Origin of the sequence: Streptomyces parvulus, from assembly GCF_014648855.1 — a bacterium.
Classification (GTDB): domain Bacteria; phylum Actinomycetota; class Actinomycetes; order Streptomycetales; family Streptomycetaceae; genus Streptomyces; species Streptomyces parvulus.
On sequence record NZ_BMRX01000013.1, the window covers coordinates 24211 to 39791 of the forward strand.

Annotated in this window: 16 protein-coding genes; 6 read left to right on the forward strand and 10 right to left on the reverse strand. The window is 73.3% G+C overall.

What is annotated here, in order from left to right:
* Positions 1 to 77: 77 nt before the first annotated feature.
* Both IE108_RS25120 and IE108_RS25125 read left to right on the forward strand, forming a co-directional pair.
* Complete coding sequence (locus tag IE108_RS25120) at positions 78 to 2456, forward strand: SpoIIE family protein phosphatase (RefSeq protein ID WP_064731150.1); 2379 nt, start codon at positions 78 to 80, stop codon at positions 2454 to 2456.
* A 104-nt stretch (positions 2457 to 2560) separates the two neighbouring features.
* Positions 2561 to 3229 carry a DUF4232 domain-containing protein gene (locus IE108_RS25125; protein WP_064731149.1) on the forward strand — a complete coding sequence of 223 codons (669 nt, stop codon included), beginning with the start codon at positions 2561 to 2563 and terminating at the stop codon, positions 3227 to 3229.
* Between the two features lie 15 nt (positions 3230 to 3244).
* On the opposite strand, the gene IE108_RS25130 is transcribed toward IE108_RS25125, so the two are convergent.
* The 3 genes from IE108_RS25130 to IE108_RS25140 all read right to left on the reverse strand — a co-directional run bounded on the left by IE108_RS25130 (position 3245) and on the right by IE108_RS25140 (position 5762).
* Positions 3245 to 4213 carry an aldo/keto reductase gene (locus IE108_RS25130; protein WP_064731148.1) on the reverse strand — a complete coding sequence of 323 codons (969 nt, stop codon included), beginning with the start codon at positions 4211 to 4213 and terminating at the stop codon, positions 3245 to 3247.
* Positions 4214 to 4334: 121 nt separating this feature from the next.
* Positions 4335 to 4535, reverse strand: a complete 201-nt coding sequence (locus tag IE108_RS25135) for a ferredoxin (protein ID WP_064731147.1) — start codon at positions 4533 to 4535, stop codon at positions 4335 to 4337.
* 12 nt (positions 4536 to 4547) lie between these two features.
* Positions 4548 to 5762: a cytochrome P450 gene (locus IE108_RS25140; RefSeq protein WP_064731146.1), complete on the reverse strand. Its 1215-nt coding sequence runs from the start codon at positions 5760 to 5762 to the stop codon at positions 4548 to 4550.
* 337 nt (positions 5763 to 6099) lie between these two features.
* Here IE108_RS25140 and IE108_RS25145 point away from each other — a divergent pair, with 337 nt between their 5' ends.
* Positions 6100 to 6549, forward strand: coding sequence for a nitroreductase family deazaflavin-dependent oxidoreductase (locus tag IE108_RS25145; protein WP_064731145.1), 450 nt, complete (start codon positions 6100 to 6102; stop codon positions 6547 to 6549).
* 66 nt (positions 6550 to 6615) lie between these two features.
* Here the strand turns inward: IE108_RS25145 and IE108_RS25150 are convergent, their stop codons facing one another.
* Positions 6616 to 7536: a cation diffusion facilitator family transporter gene (locus IE108_RS25150; protein ID WP_064732077.1), complete on the reverse strand. Its 921-nt coding sequence runs from the start codon at positions 7534 to 7536 to the stop codon at positions 6616 to 6618.
* Between the two features lie 253 nt (positions 7537 to 7789).
* On the opposite strand from IE108_RS25150, the gene IE108_RS25155 reads away from it, so the two are divergent.
* Together IE108_RS25155 and IE108_RS25160 are read left to right on the forward strand one after the other, a co-directional pair.
* Positions 7790 to 8815, forward strand: a complete 1026-nt coding sequence (locus IE108_RS25155; protein WP_064731144.1) for a glutathione S-transferase family protein — start codon at positions 7790 to 7792, stop codon at positions 8813 to 8815.
* Between the two features lie 64 nt (positions 8816 to 8879).
* Positions 8880 to 9179: a DUF4235 domain-containing protein gene (locus IE108_RS25160; protein WP_064731143.1), complete on the forward strand. Its 300-nt coding sequence runs from the start codon at positions 8880 to 8882 to the stop codon at positions 9177 to 9179.
* 66 nt (positions 9180 to 9245) lie between these two features.
* Here the strand turns inward: IE108_RS25160 and IE108_RS25165 are convergent, their stop codons facing one another.
* Positions 9246 to 9641 carry a VOC family protein gene (locus tag IE108_RS25165; RefSeq protein ID WP_064731142.1) on the reverse strand — a complete coding sequence of 132 codons (396 nt, stop codon included), beginning with the start codon at positions 9639 to 9641 and terminating at the stop codon, positions 9246 to 9248.
* 320 nt (positions 9642 to 9961) lie between these two features.
* Here IE108_RS25165 and IE108_RS25170 point away from each other — a divergent pair, with 320 nt between their 5' ends.
* On the forward strand, positions 9962 to 10993 hold the full coding sequence (locus IE108_RS25170; RefSeq protein ID WP_064731141.1) for a 7-epi-alpha-eudesmol synthase: 1032 nt from the start codon (positions 9962 to 9964) through the stop codon (positions 10991 to 10993).
* Positions 10994 to 11056: 63 nt separating this feature from the next.
* Here IE108_RS25170 and IE108_RS25175 read toward each other — a convergent pair whose 3' ends face one another.
* The 5 genes from IE108_RS25175 to IE108_RS25195 are packed head-to-tail and all read right to left on the reverse strand — an operon-like array spanning position 11057 to position 15356.
* Positions 11057 to 12304, reverse strand: coding sequence for a cytochrome P450 (locus IE108_RS25175; protein ID WP_064731140.1), 1248 nt, complete (start codon positions 12302 to 12304; stop codon positions 11057 to 11059).
* Positions 12301 to 12906 (reverse strand): GTP-binding protein, encoded by a 606-nt coding sequence (locus IE108_RS25180; protein WP_064731139.1) that lies wholly within the window; start codon positions 12904 to 12906, stop codon positions 12301 to 12303. Before IE108_RS25180 ends, IE108_RS25175 begins: the two co-directional genes overlap by 4 nt.
* Positions 12887 to 13258 (reverse strand): DUF742 domain-containing protein, encoded by a 372-nt coding sequence (locus tag IE108_RS25185; protein ID WP_064731138.1) that lies wholly within the window; start codon positions 13256 to 13258, stop codon positions 12887 to 12889. Before IE108_RS25185 ends, IE108_RS25180 begins: the two co-directional genes overlap by 20 nt.
* Positions 13255 to 13665: a roadblock/LC7 domain-containing protein gene (locus tag IE108_RS25190; RefSeq protein WP_064731137.1), complete on the reverse strand. Its 411-nt coding sequence runs from the start codon at positions 13663 to 13665 to the stop codon at positions 13255 to 13257. The genes IE108_RS25185 and IE108_RS25190 overlap by 4 nt, the downstream gene beginning before the upstream one ends.
* A complete protein-coding gene (locus tag IE108_RS25195) occupies positions 13662 to 15356 on the reverse strand; it encodes a sensor histidine kinase (RefSeq protein WP_064731136.1) in 1695 nt (564 codons plus the stop codon). Before IE108_RS25195 ends, IE108_RS25190 begins: the two co-directional genes overlap by 4 nt.
* Positions 15357 to 15581: the final 225 nt, after the last annotated feature.

Here is a 15581-nt window from a genome sequence, read left to right on the forward strand (position 1 = left end):
CGCGGGGCCCGGACGCACTAGGCTGGGGAGAAGGTGACGCGGTGTTCACTGTGAGTGTGCGTGATGGAGTGGCGACGATGAGTCCGGACAACCCGTTCGACGATGCCGCCACCGCCCGCGTCGTGATCGACGACACCGGCACCCTGCGGGAGTGGAGCGAGGGCGCCCACCTGCTCCTGGGCCACCCCGCCGCCGAGGTCGTCGGAGGGCCCGCCGCCGCCCTGCTGGCCGACGGCGCCCACGGCGCTCCCCCCGGTATCGAGGCCGACCAGTGGAGCGGCACCCTCGCGTTGCGGCACCGCGACGGCCACACCGTCCCGGCGTGGGTGCTCGCCCACCGCAGACCGCCGCGGGACGGCTCCCCCGACAGTTGGCTCGCCGTCGCCTCCCTGGAGGCGGCCCCCGCACCGGCGGACGACCCGCTGGTCCGAGCGGCGCTCGCCCAGTCGCCGTGCGCCATGATGATCTTCGACGACCGGCTCCTGCTGCGCGGCGTCAACGACGCGATGGCACGGCTTCTGGGCCTGCCCCGGGAGCGGCTGCGCGGCCTGCGGGCCACGGACATCAGCGGCCGGCCGCAGACCGGCGAACTCGAACGGCACATGCGGCAGGTCCTCGATACCGGCCGCCGCTCCGACATGCAGGCCCACCTCAGGGCCGTCGGCGAGAGCCGGGCGCACGCCTGGAACGCCCGGATCGCGCCGCTGACCGACCCGGACGGCCGGGTGACCGGTGTCTGCGTGAGCGCCCACGACGTCACCGAACAGCACCTCGCCCGCGAGCGGCTGCAACTGGTCAACGAGGCCAGTGTCCGCATCGGCAGCACGCTGGACGTGGCCCGCACCGCGCAGGAGCTGGCGGACGTGTGCGTCCCCGCCCTCGCCGACTTCGTCACCGTCGATCTGCTGGACCCGCGCGAGAACGGCGGCGAGCCCGCCACCGTCCTGGAACCACCGGTGTCCCTGCGCCGGACCGCCCACCGCTCGGTCACCCCCGACCGCCCGCCGGCGGTGGCCGAGACCGGTGACCTGGACGTCTACCCGGCCGGTTCGCCGCAGGCCGAGTCCCTGATCTCGGGGCGGACGATCGTGGCCTCGCAGGCCGCCGGCGACCTGGAACGCCGGCTGGAATGGGATCCGGTCCGGCTCCGGAAGGTGCGGGAACTCGGTGTCCACTCCGTGATGTCGGTGCCGCTCCAGGCCCGCGGCACCACCCTCGGCGTCGCCGTCTTCACCCGCTTCCGGCGCCCGTACCCGTTCACCCACGACGACGTGCTGCTGGCCGAGGAGGTCAGCGCCCGCGCCGCCGTCTGCGTCGACAACGCCCGCCGCTACTCCCGCGAGCGCGAGGCCACCCTGACCCTGCAGCGCAGTCTGCTCCCGCGCTGGCTGCCGCCCACCGCCGCGGTCGAGGCGGCCTCCCGGTACCTGCCGGCGGCCCGCGCGGGCGTCGGCGGCGACTGGTTCGACGTCATCCCGCTGTCCGGGATGCGGGTCGCCGTGGTCGTCGGGGACGTGGTGGGGCACGGCATCCAGGCGTCGGCGACGATGGGCCGGCTGCGCACCGCCGTACGCACCCTCGCCGACATCGACCTGACGCCCGAGGAACTGCTCACCCACCTCGACGACCTGGTGGTCAGGCTCTCCGAGGAGTCCGGCGACGGGGGCGCGGGCGAGGTCGGCGCGAGCTGCCTGTACGCGGTGTACGACCCGGTCTCGCGGCAGTGCGCCCTGGCCCGGGCCGGGCACCCGGCGCCCGTCCTGGTACCGCCCGACGGACCGCCCAGGCTGCTGGACCTGCCCTCCGGGCCGCCGCTCGGCGTGGGCGGGCTGCCCTTCGAGTCGACGGAGCTGGAGCTGCGCGAGGGCAGCGTGCTGGCGCTCTACACCGACGGGCTGGTCGAGAGCCGGGACCGGGACGCCGACACCGGCCAGGCGCTGCTGCGCGAGGCGCTGGCGGCCCCCGCCGACTCCCTGGACGTGGCCTGCGACCGCGTCCTGCGCACCCTGCTCCCGTCGGGCGGCGCGGCCGACGACGTGGCCCTGCTGCTGGCCCGTACCCGGGGACTGCCCGCCGGCCAGGTCGCCACCTGGGACATCCCGGCCGACCCCTCGCTGGTCGCGCCGGTGCGCAAGCAGGTCCTCGACCAGCTGTCGACATGGGGCCTGCTGGACGCCTCCTTCACCGCCGAACTGGTGGTGAGCGAGCTGGTCACCAACGCCATCCGGTACGGCGCCCCGCCCATCCGGCTGCGCCTGATCCACGACGCCGCCACGCTGATCTGCGAGGTCTCCGACACCAGTCACACCGCGCCCCACCTGCGCCGGGCCCGGACCTGGGACGAGGGCGGGCGCGGGCTGCTGCTGGTCGCCCAGCTCACCCAGCGCTGGGGCAGCCGGCACACCGCCGAGGGCAAGACGATCTGGGCGGAGCTGGGTCTGCTCGACGAGGAGTGACCCCCGGTTTCCCGGGCGGCGGGACGGGAAACTCGCGGGAGCAGGGCGTGCGGCTCCGGGCCGGGCCATGCTGTGCGCCGGACCTGACGGGAGTGTGGACAGCGATGGCGAACACGTCCCAGCCGGTGCGCCGGACGGCCCTGCTCGCGAGCGGCGTCGCGCTGCTCGGCCTGCTGAGCGCCTGCGGCGCCGAGAACGGTACCTCGGGCACCCCTCAGCCCTCCGTCTCCACCCCCGCGACCGCTACCGCCCCGCGGACGGAAACTGGCCGCGGCACCGCCACCGACAGCGCGCCCGCCGTCGGGACCGCGCCCGGCGACACGGCCGGGTCGGCCTCCGCCTCGGCGCGTACCGACGGCCGCTGCCACACCTCCGAACTGCGCGCCACCGTCGGCCGCGTCGACCCGGGGGCCGGCCAGCGCAACTTCCCGGTCGTGCTGACCAACACCGCCGACCGCACCTGCACGCTGTACGGCCATCCCGGCGCCGCCTTCGTCGACGCGTCCGGCAAGCAGCTCGGCCCGGACCCGCGGCGCGTGCCCGCCTCGCCCCGGACCGTCACCCTCACCCCCGGCGAGAGCGCGTGGGCCGGGCTGTCCTTCTCCAGTCCGGAGATCAGCGGCGCCCCCACGGCCACCCCGGCGGCGCTGCTCGTCACCCCGCCGGACGAGCACGACCCCCTCACGGTGAGGTGGACGGCCGGCGAGGTGCCGGTGGGCGGCGGCGAACCGCCGGTGTCCGTCACCGCCCTGGAGGCGGGCACGGGGCCCTGAGGCACCCCCGCAGGATCAGTGGCCGGCGATCGGGTGGGGCGCGTAGGGGCGCTCCAGCTCCTCGATCTCCTTGTCACCGAGGGTCAGTTCCACCGCGGCCACGGCGTCTTCCAGGTGCCCGGGCTTCGAGGCGCCGACGATCGGCGCGGTCACCGTGTCCTGGTGCAGCAGCCAGGCGAGGGCGACCCGGGCCCGCGGCACGCCCCGGTCGCCGGCGATGCGGGTGACGGCCTCGACCACGGCTCGGTCGCCCTCCTGGTAGAGGGTGCTGCCGAAGTTGTCGGTGGCGCTGCGCTCGGTCGCGGTGTCCCAGTCCCGGGTGAGCCGGCCGCGGGCCAGCGGGCTCCAGGGCAGCACGCCGACGCCCTGGTCCGCGCAGAGGGGGAGCATCTCGCGCTCCTCCTCGCGGTAGAGGAGGTTGTAGTGGTTCTGCATGGACACGAACTTCGTCCAGCCGTGCCGCTCGGCGGTGTACTGCATCTTGGAGAACTGCCAGGCGTACATCGAACTGGCCCCGATGTAGCGGACCTTGCCCGCCCGTACCAGGTCGTGCAGCGCCTCCATGGTCTCCTCGACCGGGGTGGCCGGGTCGAAGCGGTGGATCTGGTAGAGGTCGACGTAGTCGGTGCCCAGCCGCCGGAGGCTGTGGTCGATCTCCGTCATGATCGCCTTGCGGGACAGCCCGGCGCCGTTGGGTCCGGGCCGCATCCGGCCGTTGACCTTGGTCGCGAGCACGATGTCGTCGCGGCTCGCGAAGTCGCGCAGCGCCTTGCCGACGATCTCCTCGCTGGTGCCGTCGGAGTAGACGTTGGCGGTGTCGAAGAAGGTGACGCCCGCCTCCAGCGCCTGCCGGATCAGCGGGCGGGAGGCCTCCTCGTCGAGCGTCCACTCGTGCGTGCCGCGGTCCGGGACCCCGTAGGTCATGCAGCCCAGGCAGATCCGCGACACGTCCAGGCCCGTCGAACCGAGCTTCACGTACTGCATCGTTGCTGCTCCTGTCTTCCGCGTCATCCGTACCGGGCGAGCGTACGTCTTCGCGCGGGCTCGAACCCCGGCGCGGATGCGGCGCGGACGACGGCCCCGTACGTGCCAGGCGGCAGCGGTGTCAGCCCACCCGCTCCGACACGGTGATGGCGCCGACGGGGCACGCGCGGGCGGCCTCCCGGACCAGGGGGCTGCCGCCGCCGTCCTCCCGGCCGGGGCGGAGCGTGCTGTAGCCGTCGTCGTCCTGGGTGAAGACGTCCGGGGCGGTCAGGGCGCACTGCCCCGCCCCGATGCAGGTGTCCTGATCGATGCCGATGTGCATGTGCGGGCCCTCCTACCAGGCCACGGGGAGTTCGAGCATCCCCTGGATCGTGTCGCCGGGCTTGAAGGCGATCTCCTCCGCCGGGGCGGCCAGTCGCAGGCCGGGCAGCCGCTCGAAGAGGCTGCGCAGGGCGATCTCCAGTTCGGCGCGGGCCAGGTTCTGGCCGAGGCACTGGTGGATGCCGAAGCCGAAGGCGACGTGGTGGCGGGCCGGGCGGTGCCAGTCGAGGACGTCCGGCTCGGGGTAGACCGTCTCGTCGCGGTTGATGACGGAGGTGGAGAAGACGACCCCGTCACCGGCGCGGATGGTGTGCCCCTCCACCTCGATGTCCTCGACGGCGGTGCGCAGCAGTCCGTCCGCGATCGAGAGCATCCGCATCAGTTCCTCGACGGCGCCGGGCAGCAGCGCCGGGTCGGCGCGCAGTTCGGCAAGCCGCGCGGGGTTGCGCAGCAGCGTGAAGGTGCCCAGCGAGATCATGTTGGCGGTGGTCTCGTGGCCGGCGACCAGGAGGATGACCGCGAAGGCGATCAACTGGTCCCGGTCGAGGGCCCCTTCGGCGAGTTGCTGCCGGACCAGGTCGTCCAGCAGGCCCTCGCCGGGCGAGCGCCGTTTGCGGTCGACCAGCTCCCCCAGGTAGGCCTCCAGCCGGTCGCGCGCCTCGCGGGTGTCCTCGGGGCGGGGGCCGCGCAGCAGCCGGCGGGACTGCTCCTCGAAGAAGTCGTGGTCGGCGTAGGGAACGCCGAGCAGGGCGCAGATCACCATCGAGGGGACCGGCAGCGCGAAGGCGGGGACCAGGTCGGCCGGCGGGCCCTGGGCGGTCATCGCGTCGAGGCGTCCGTCGACGATCTCCTGGATGCGCGGGCGCAGGGCGGCGGCGCGCTTGAGGGTGAACTCCGGGATCACCATCTTGCGTTGGGCGCGGTGTTCGGGATCGTCGACGCCGAGCAGCGCGGGACTGCGGCCCTGGACCGCGGTGAGCCGGGCCGAGGTGGCGGGGAAGCCGTCGCGCCGCCGGTCGGTCGACAGACGCTGGTCGGCCAGCAGCCGGCGCGCCGTGGTGTGACCGGTGACGAGCCAGGCGGGGCGGCCGTCGAAGAGGGTGACGCGGGCCAGCGGGCGGGTGGCGCGCAACGCGTCGTAGCCGGCGGGCGGGTGGTAGGGGCAGGTCCGGTCCTGCGGGTAGGCGACGGGGTTCGCCGTCTCCGTGTTCGTGTCCGTGTCCGTCATGGAAGACCTCGCAGACGAAGAGTGCGTCGTGCCGATCTTCATTAGATGCCTGGGGCATCTATATGGCGACGCCAAGTTCGGCCAGATCGGTGACGGGGGCCAAGTGGCCGGGGAACGGCGGTTGCGGGCCGACGACGCGGGCCGGACCGGCCGCGGTCGCCCCGCAGGTGGCGGAATCGGGCCCTCCGGGGGCGGGCGCCGACCGCCGGAACCGGTCGGCGGCACGGTACCCGGTGTCCCGGGGCCGCGATGCGGTAGGGATGGGGGTATCCGCACCGACCGGCGGCGTACACCGGACCGGTCGGCTCGACGACGCGACGATGGGACGGATGCACACATGCCTCTGGACGGCGAGTACGAACCCAGCCCGACGAAGTGGGTACGCGACCAGGTCGAGCTGTACGAGAGCTCGGGCGGCACCGAGGGCACGACCCTGCAGAACACCGGTCTGCCCGTGATCGTGCTGACCAGCCGGGGCGCCAGGAGCGGGAAGATCCGCAAGACGCCGCTGATGCGCGTCGAGCAGGACGGCACCTACGCCGTGGTCGCCTCCCTCGGTGGCGCTCCCAAGCACCCGGTCTGGTACTTCAACGTGAAGGCCGACCCGCACGTGGAGCTGCAGGACGGCCCGGTGCGGCGCGACATGACGGCCCGTGAGATCACCGGCGTGGAGAAGGCCGAATGGTGGGAGCGCGCCGTCGCGGCCTACCCGCCGTACGCCGACTACCAGAAGAAGACGGACCGGGAGATCCCCGTCTTCGTCCTGGAGCCGGCCGACGAGGGCTGATCGGGACGCGCGGGAAATCCGCGCGCCGAAGCGTGCATGGACCGGCGGGTGCCGGGCACCCGAGGGTCAGGCCCCGCCGCGTTCCCCCGTCGCGGCGGGGCTTTGCGCTGCCTCGCGCGCGGGGCGGTCGGTGACGTCGAGGAAGATCTGGCCCGCCTCCGGAACGGTGTGGGCGATCGAGCGCTTGATGCGTACGGCGACCTCCTCCACCCGCTCGCTGTCCATGCCCGGCACCAGGTCGATGCGCGCGGCCACCAGGGTGGAGTCGAGGCCGGTCTTCATGGTGAACAGCGCCTCGACGCTGTCGATCTCCGGCTGGGCCTCCAGCAGCGCGCAGATCCGCCCGCTGGCCTCGGGGTCGGCGGCCTCGCCGATCAGCTGGTCGCGCGCCTCGCGGCCCAGCCGGTAGGCGACGAACACGAGCAGCGCGCCGATCGCGAGCGAGGCACAGGCCTCCCACACCACCTGCCCGGTGACCATGTGCAGGACCATGCCGGCCATCGCGAGGGTCACGCCGAGCACCGCGGTACCGTCCTCGGCGACGACCGTGCGCAGGGCCGGGTCGCGCATCCCGGAGGCGAGGCCGCCCTGGCCGCGGACCTGGTGCAGGGCCCGCAGCAGCGAGGCGCCCTCGGCGAGCAGGGCGATGCCGAGCACGACGAGTCCGGCCACGTAGCCGCTCAGTTCCTCGTCGGCGCCGCTGCGCAGGGCCTCGACGCCCTGGTAGAAGGAGAAGCAGCCGCCCATGACGAAGATGCCGACGGCGGCGAGGAGCGACCAGAAGAAGCGCTCCTTGCCGTAGCCGAAGGGGTGCTTGCGGTCGGCGGGGCGGCGGCTGCGGCGCAGGGCGGCCAGCAGGAACACCTCGTTCAGGCTGTCCGCCACGGAGTGCGCGGCCTCCGACAGCAGCGCGGGCGATCCCGCGATGAAGCCGCCGATCGCCTTGGCGACGGCGATCACCAGGTTGGCCGCGAGGGCCACCAGCACCGTGACGCGTGTCCTGCGGTCCGCCTTGGTCTCCGCGCTCACGTCTCCTCCCCCACTGCCGTCCCCACCCTTCCCGTAGTCCACTCGGCCGTCCTCGCGGCCCGTCTTCTCCTGCGCGGCTGTCCCAGTCACGAAGGGCCGAATGCCCGTGCCGGTCCGGCTCACACCCCGCCTTGTGGGTGGCCCACCAGTGCCGACGGGCGAAAACGGGGAACGCGTCCACCAGGGCACCCGGAAGACTGGAGGCAGGCCCATGAGCGGTGACGCCGGGACGGCGGGCAACAGCGGGTACGGCAGGAAGCCGTTCAAGCGGTCCAAGAGCCACTTCGCGGACCGGATCACCGCGGACGGCCGCGACGGCTGGCCGGTGGAGTCCGGCCGGTACCGACTGGTGGTCAGCCGAGCCTGTCCCTGGGCGAGCCGGGCCCTGGTCTCGCGACGGCTGCTCGGCCTGGAGGACGCCCTGTCGCTGGCCGTCGCCGACCCGATCCAGGACGACCGCAGCTGGCGGTTCACGCTGGACCCGGACGGCCACGACCCGGTGCTCGGCATCCGCTACCTCGGCGAGGCCTACGACCGGCGGGAGACCGGCTATCCCGGCGGGGTGAGCGTCCCCGCGATCGTGGACGTGCCCACCGGGGCGCTGGTGACCAACGACTACCAGCGCATCACCCTCGACCTCGCCACCGAGTGGACGGCGCTGCACCGGCCGGGCGCGCCGGATCTGTATCCCGAGGCCCGGCGCGACGAGATCGACGAGGTGATGGCCGGCGTCTACGAGGACGTCAACAACGGCGTGTACCGGGCGGGCTTCGCGACCGGCCAGGAGGAGTACGAGGCCGCGTGCGCGGGTGTGTTCCGGCGCCTGGAGGAGTTGGCCCCGCGGCTGGAGCGGCAGCGCTACCTGGTCGGCGGCACCCTCACCGAGGCCGACATCCGGCTGTTCACGACGCTGGTGCGGTTCGACGCCGTCTACCACGGCCACTTCAAGTGCAACCGCTGGAAGCTGGCGGAGCACCCGGTGCTGTGGGCCTACGTCCGCGACCTGTTCCAGACCCCCGGATTCGGGGACACGGTCGACTTCGACCACATCAAGCGCCACTACCACCAAGTGCACACCGGCATCAATCCGACGGCGATCGTGCCCCTGGGCCCGGACCTCGCCGGCTGGCTCACCCCGCACCACCGGGAGGAGCTGGGCGGCCGGCCGTTCGGCGACGGCACACCGCCGGGGCCCGTCCGGGCCGACGAGGAGGTGCCGGCGAGCGGCCGCCCCTGATCCGCCCGCGGCATCCGCCGTGTACCGGACATCCATCACACACCCCGAGCAAGGAGAGAAACGGATGGCGAAGCCCAAGAAGAAGAAGCTCCCGCTCGCCTACAAGCCGGTCGGGTTCGCCCTCGGCTGGGTGGGCGGCACGCTGGCCGGGATGGCGTTCCAGAAGACCTGGAAGCTGATCCGGGACGAGGACGACGCGCCCGACGCGCTGGACCCGGACCGCGGCTGGGGGGAGATCCTGCTGGCCGCCGCGATCCAGGGCGCCATCTTCGCGGCGGTGCGCAGCGTCGTGGACCGCGGCGGCGCGAAGGCCATCGAGCGCTCGACCGGCGTGTGGCCGGTCGACAAGGGCGGACGGGACTGACGCAGCGCAGTCCCCTCCTCCCCCGCGAGGCCGCGACGCCGCGACGGCACCCGGCGGGCTGTTCCCTCAGCCCTGCTTGGGTGCCGTCGGCGCGACCGCCAGGCGCACGGTGAACGAGTGGCCCGCCGGGTCGGAGAAGCCGCGCTCCTCGTGCGGCCCGGCCGGGTCCTTCGCCTCCACGGGACGTCCGCCGAGGCCCACGATGGCGCGCTCGGCCTCGTCCAGCTCCGCCACCACGAAGTCCAGGTGGACCTGGAGCGAGTTCTCGGGGCGGGGCCAGCTCGGCGGGGTCGCGTTGACGTCCCGCCGGAAGGCCATGCGGAAACCGCGCGGGCCCTCGATCTCGACCCGGTTGGCGGTCGCCTCGGTCTCTTCCGCCCCCAGCAGGCCCTTGTAGAACTCGGCGAGCTTCTCGGGCTCGGCGCAGTCGAGTACCACGACGCCCGCGTTGACCGTTGCCATGTCTCCTCCGAAGGATTCCGGGCGTCGGGCCGACGTGCCCCCTGCCCTCCATTCCCTGCGGATATCCCGGCCGGGCCGTTTCAGTCGGCGTACCGGAAGCTCCTGACGCCCTGTCACGGGCCGCCGCCCGGGCCCGGCGCCGGGGTAACGAAGATCACCGCCGGGGGTCGTGTAGATCATTCGGGGCCGGGGCAGCCTCGTACCGCTTCTCGGTTCAACTATTCGACCGTGAAGTCGAGTTCGAGTGTGCGGGCGGCCCGGTGGCCGTCCGCCCGCAGGGCAGGGGGGGACTCTGCGCTCCGTCTCCCGAAAGGAAGCACATGCCTCAGGACGTCCGCTTCGACCTCCCCTTCGACACTCCGGTCAGCCGGCACCTGGCACCCGCCCGCGAGCGCCATCTGCGCTGGGTCCGGGAGCGGGGGCTGGTGCGCAGCCGGGCGGGCTTCGAGGAGTACCGGTCCTGGGACCTCGCCGACGCCGCGGCCCGCACCTACCCGTACGCGTCGGCGGACGACATGGTCGTGCTGATGAACTGGTTCTCCCTGGCCTTCCTCTTCGACGACCAGTTCGACGCCGGGCGGCCCGACCGTGCGGAGCGCATAGCGGAGGTGGCGCGGGAACTCATCGCGACGCCGCTCCGGCCGGCGGGGACCCCGCCCCGGGTGGAGTGCCCGATCACCCTGGCGTGGGCCGAGGTCTGGGGGCATCTTTCGGATGGCATGTCCTTGACATGGCGGTCCCGGTTCGCCGCCTCCTGGGGCCGGTTCCTGGTGGCCCACTGCGAGGAGGTCGACCTCGCCGCGCACGGCCGGGCCGGCAGCCTGTCGCTCGACGAGTACACCGCCTTCCGGCGCCGGACGGTCGGCATCCACCACAGCATCGACGCGGGCGAGCGCAGCCGCGGCTTCGAGGTGCCGGCCGCGGCGATGGCGCACCCGCTGATGGAACGGATGCGGGACCTGGCCGCGGACACCATCGGCTTCATGAACGACATCCACTCCTTCGAGCGCGAGCGCCGCCGCGGCGACGGCCACAACCTGATCGCGGTCCTGCGCCGGGAGCGGGACTGCTCGTGGCCCAAGGCCGCCGACGAGGCGTTCCGCATGACGACCGCCTGCCTCGACGAGTACGTGGCCCTGCAGGCCCGGGTGCCGGCGATGTGCGACGAGCTGGGCCTCGACGCCGGCGAACGGGCGCGGGTGGGTCTGGGGGTGGAGGCCATCCAGCACTGGATCAACGGCAACTACGAGTGGGCGCTGACCACCGGCCGGTACGCGGCGGTCAAGGACGGGGCGGTGGCCGACGCCGAACTGGCCGGGCGGGGCTCGGTCGACGACCTGCTGTCCGTGTAGCCGCTCGCGCCGCCCGGCCCGGACCAGGCCCGGGGCGGGCGGCGCTCCCGCCGCGGCGGCGGGCTAGCGTGCGAACTCCACCGGCAGGCTGTCCAGCCGCGACTCCCAGGTGGAGGCCGTGGAGGTGAGGTCGTCCGGCGGCACCGCGAGGCGCAGGCCCGGCAGGCGGTGCAGCAGCACGTCCACGGCCGTCTCGATGATGGCCTGGCCGATGTTCTGCCCCGGGCACTCGTGCGGGCCGGCGCTGAACGCGAGGTGCGAGGCGTTGCCCTGGACCGAGACACCGGTGTCCGGGCGGATCCCGGGGTCGTGGTTGCCGGCCGCGAGGCCCAGCACGAGCAGGTCGCCCTCCTTGACCGGGCAGCCGCCCAGCTCCAGGTCGGCGGTGGCGAAGCGGCCCGGCAGCACCGCGAGCGGCGGGCTGTTCCACATCACCTCCTCGACCACCGCGGACATGTTCAGCTGCCCGCTGACCAGTCCGGACAGCCAGGCGGTCTCGGTGAGGACCAGTTGGAGCGCGCGGGCCAGCAGGTTGCTGGTGGTGGTGTGCGCCGTGATCAGCACCAGCCGCAGGTGGTTGACGATCTCGTCCTCGTCGAGGCCGGAGTGGTGCTCGATGAGGCCGGAGGTGAAGTCGGAGCCGGGCTCCTCGCGCTTGCGGGCGGCCAGTTCGCCGAGGAGGCCCATGATGCGCTCGTTGTGGGTGAGGGCGTCCGCGCCGCCCTTGATGACCTGGTTGCAGGACTCGGCCAGGCTGCGCCCCTCGCGTTCGGCCAGTCCGAAGACCCGGGTGAGGACCAGCATCGGCAGGTACTCGGCGAAGTCCGCCACCAGGTCGGCGCGGCCCGCGTCGGCGAACGCGTCGATCTGCTTGTTGGCGAAGTGCGTGACGTGGCGCCGGATGCCGCGGCCGGCCACGGCGTACAGGTTGTCGGTGACCGCCCCGCGCAGCCTGCGGTGCGGCTCGCCGTCCTGCGAGACGCAGTCGGGACGCCAGCCCACCATCTGCATCAGCGGCGACGTGACCTCGACGCGGCCGTCCAGGAGGTCCCGCCAGCTCCGCGAGTCTCGGCTGAACTGGAGCGGGTTGTCCAGCACCCGCCGGTTCTCCCGGTAGCCGAGCACCAGCCAGGCGGGTACGTCGCCCTCCAGCAGCACCGGCGCCACCGCGCCGTGCTCCCCGCGCAGCCGGGCGTAGATGGCGTGCGGGTCCGTCGCGGCCCCGGGGCCGTAGAGTCTCGTGGTCCCCTCGCCGTGGGCGACGGGGCAGCCGCCGCTCCCGGACGCGGGCGGCGTGCGGTCGTCGGTCATCGGGGCTCCAGGGCGGCGGCCGAGCGGTCCTTCAGGTGCCGGACGAGCGTGACCAGCACATCGCGGCTGGCGGCGCGGTCACGGGCGTCGAAGGCGACCACCGGCGTGTGCGGCGGGACGTCGAGGGCGTCCCGGATCTCCTCGACCGGGTGGTCGCGGGAGTCGGGGAACACGTTGAGCGCGATGACGAACGGCACCCGCTGCCGCTCCATCTCCTCGATCGCCCGGAAGCTGGAGGCCAGGCGCCGGGTGTCCACTAGGACCACCGCGCCGAGCGCGCCCTTGAACAGGCCGTTCCACAGGAACCAGAACCGCTCCTGGCCCGGGGTGCCGAACAGGTACAGCATCAGCGTGTCGTTGAGGCTGATCTTGCCGAAGTCCAGGCTGACCGTGGTCTGCGTCTTGTCGGCCACGCCGATCAGGTGGTCGACGCCGGCGCTGGCCTGGGTGAGGGTCTCCTCGGTGGTCAGCGGCTTGATGTCGCTGACGGAGCGGACCATGGTGGTCTTGCCGGTGCCGAAGCCGCCGGCGATCATCACCTTCACCGAGCGGGTGTCCCCGGCAGCGGGTGCTCCCGGTCGGTCAAAGCCTTTGAAGTCCACTGAGTACCTCCTCAAGGAGCGCGAGGTCCGCCCCGCGGCCGGCGTCGTGTGCCGGGATGGGATCACGGGCTTCGACGCGCCCCGCCTGGAGCAGGTCGGACAGCAGCACCGCGAGGATGTTGAAGGGCAGGTGCAGGTGGGCGCCGAGTTCGGCCACCGACAGCGGTTCGCGGCAGCGCCGGAGAATCTCCTCGTGCTCGTGCTGCATGCCCGGTAAGGGGACCGCGCGGGAGACGACGAGGGTCGCCACGTCGAGGGTCGACGCCGAGCCGCCCGGCCCGCTGCGTCCTCCGGTGAGGACGTAGTAGCGCTCGAGGCCGGACGGATCGGCGGGCCGGCGGGGAGCACTCATCCAGAGTGCTCCTCCTGGCGCACGGTGGTGCCGAGGAGTTCACCCATCCGGCGGGCCAGGTCGCGCATCTGATGGCCGAGCAGTCCCTGGTCGAGGCCCTCGCGGGCGAGCACGCCGAGGTAGGTCTCCAGACCGGCCCGGACCACGAACAGGTGTCCGCCGTCCACCTCGATCATCGCCAGCCGCAGCTGCCCCGCGTGCTGCGGGAACTGCTCGGCGACCGGCTGGGCCAGGGCCTGGAGTCCGGCCACCACGGCGGCGAAGCGGTCCACGTCGTCGGGGTCTTCGGCGCCGTAGGAGGTGATGGCCTTGCCGTCGCTCGAGGCCACGAGGGCGAAGCGGATCTCCTGGATGCTCTCCACGAGATCGCGGAGTGCCCAGCTCACGTCGGTTCCCTGGTGCGTCATGCGGACTGGTCGCTCTCTTCAGTACGGTGCGCGGTGGACGGGCCACCGGTGGTCGTGTCTCGGGTGCCGGCGCCGGTCGCCCGCCCGGCGGCGGCGAAGGCGGCGAGGCCGGCGAAGGACTCGTCCGGCGGCACGGCGGGGACCGGTCCGCGCTCGGCGGGGGCCGCCCCGTCGGCGGGCGCGGCGCCGTCGCTCGCGGAGGCCGGTTCGGCGCGCCTGCTCCTGCGCCGGGGCAGACCGCCCGGCGTGGTCTCCGCCTCGCCGCCGGCCACGGGCGCGGGGGTGGCCGCCCGGACCGGTGCGGCGGTCGCGGAGGAGGGTTCCGGCGGTGCGGCGGGGGTGGTGGCCGCGGCCGGCAGCGGGCTGAAGTACTTGTGCGGTACGACGACCACGACGGAGGTCCCCAGCCACGGCGAGTCGGCGAAGGTGACGCGGATGCCGTAGCGGCGGGCGAGCGCGCCGACGACGCGGAGGCCGATGTTGGCGTCCTCCGAGATGCCGCCGAGTCCCGCGCCGCGCGAGGTGCCCGCCAGCGCGTGCTCGGCCTCGCGCTTCGTCTCCTCGCTCAGTCCCTTGCCGGAGTCCTGGATCTCGACGCCGACGCCGTTGGGGACCTCCTTGCCGGAGACGACGACCGGTTCCGTGGGCGGCGAGTAGCGCGCGGCGTTGTCCAGCAGGTGGGCGAAGATCAGCGTGAGGTGGTCCACCAGTCCGCCGTCGACGCCCAGTTCGGGCAGGTGGTGCAGCTGGACGCGGTGGAAGTCCTTGATCCGGCCGATGCCGCCGCGCATCACGCTCAGCAGCCGCTGCGGTTCCTGCCATTGCCGGCCCGGGCGGTCGGAGCCGCCGAGGACGCCGATGCTGGCCGCGAGGCAGTCGGCGGGGCCGATGGCCTGGTCGAGTTCCATGAGGCCCCGCGCCACGGCGGGGAGCCGTCCGTGCTCGCCCTGCATCTCGTGCAGGCGGCCGCGGAGCTTGCTGGTCAGGACGTGGATGCGGTTGCCGACGCCGATGACGGCCTGTTCGGCGGAGGTCGAGCGGTCGAACTCGGCCTCGACGCCCATCAGCGCGGTCCTGAGGACCTTGCGCAGTTCGGCCTGGAGGTCGGCACCGACCTTCGCGCACTGTTCGACGCTCGGCAGGATGTCGTCGATGGCCTCGCCGGCGCGCAGCCTGCGCATCGCGTCGGGCAGCTGGTCGTCGGCGAGCCGGGATACGGCGCCCAGCCGGTGGTCCAGCCGCTCCTGCCAGGCGGCGGTGTGCTCGGCGGCCCGGGCCTCGAACGCCGCCGCCTGCTCGGCGAGGCGTTCCTCGCCGGCCCGGGCGGCTTCCGCGAGGCGGTCCTCGTACGCCTGCGCCTGCTCGGCCAGCCGTGCCTCCAGGCCGGCCCGCTCGGCGGCGTACTTGCGTTCCAGACCGGCGACGTGCTGCTGCCACTGCTGGGAGTCCTCGGAGCGCGTGGCGCGGGAGGCCTGCTCCGAACGGGTCAGCCGCGCACGGGTGCGCAGCAGGAGGCGCACGCACACGGTGCCCGCCGCGGTGGCCGCCGCGCCCGCGGCGGCGACGGCTATGCGCTCCGAGCTCATGAACGTGGCGGCCACCGTCCCGCCTCCCAGGCCCAGTGGCATCAGCCACCAGCTGTACCAGGCGACCGGGGCCCGCGCCGCCGGCGGCGGAGTGGCGAGTTCCATTTGCATCCTTCGAAGCGAAACGGCCGAACATGGGGGGTGTGGAACATGGGGGTGTACGAACAGGTGGTGTGCGTCAACTCGCAGCGCCGTTCGGGAGCTTATCGGTTGGGAAGGCTAAAAGATCAATTCCGCGGCTCGGCGGAAGTGAGGATTCCGTCACGGCCACCGGGGCCGTCCGAAGTCGACGAATCACCCTGTCGACCGGGGGATCCGGATGCCGTGCCG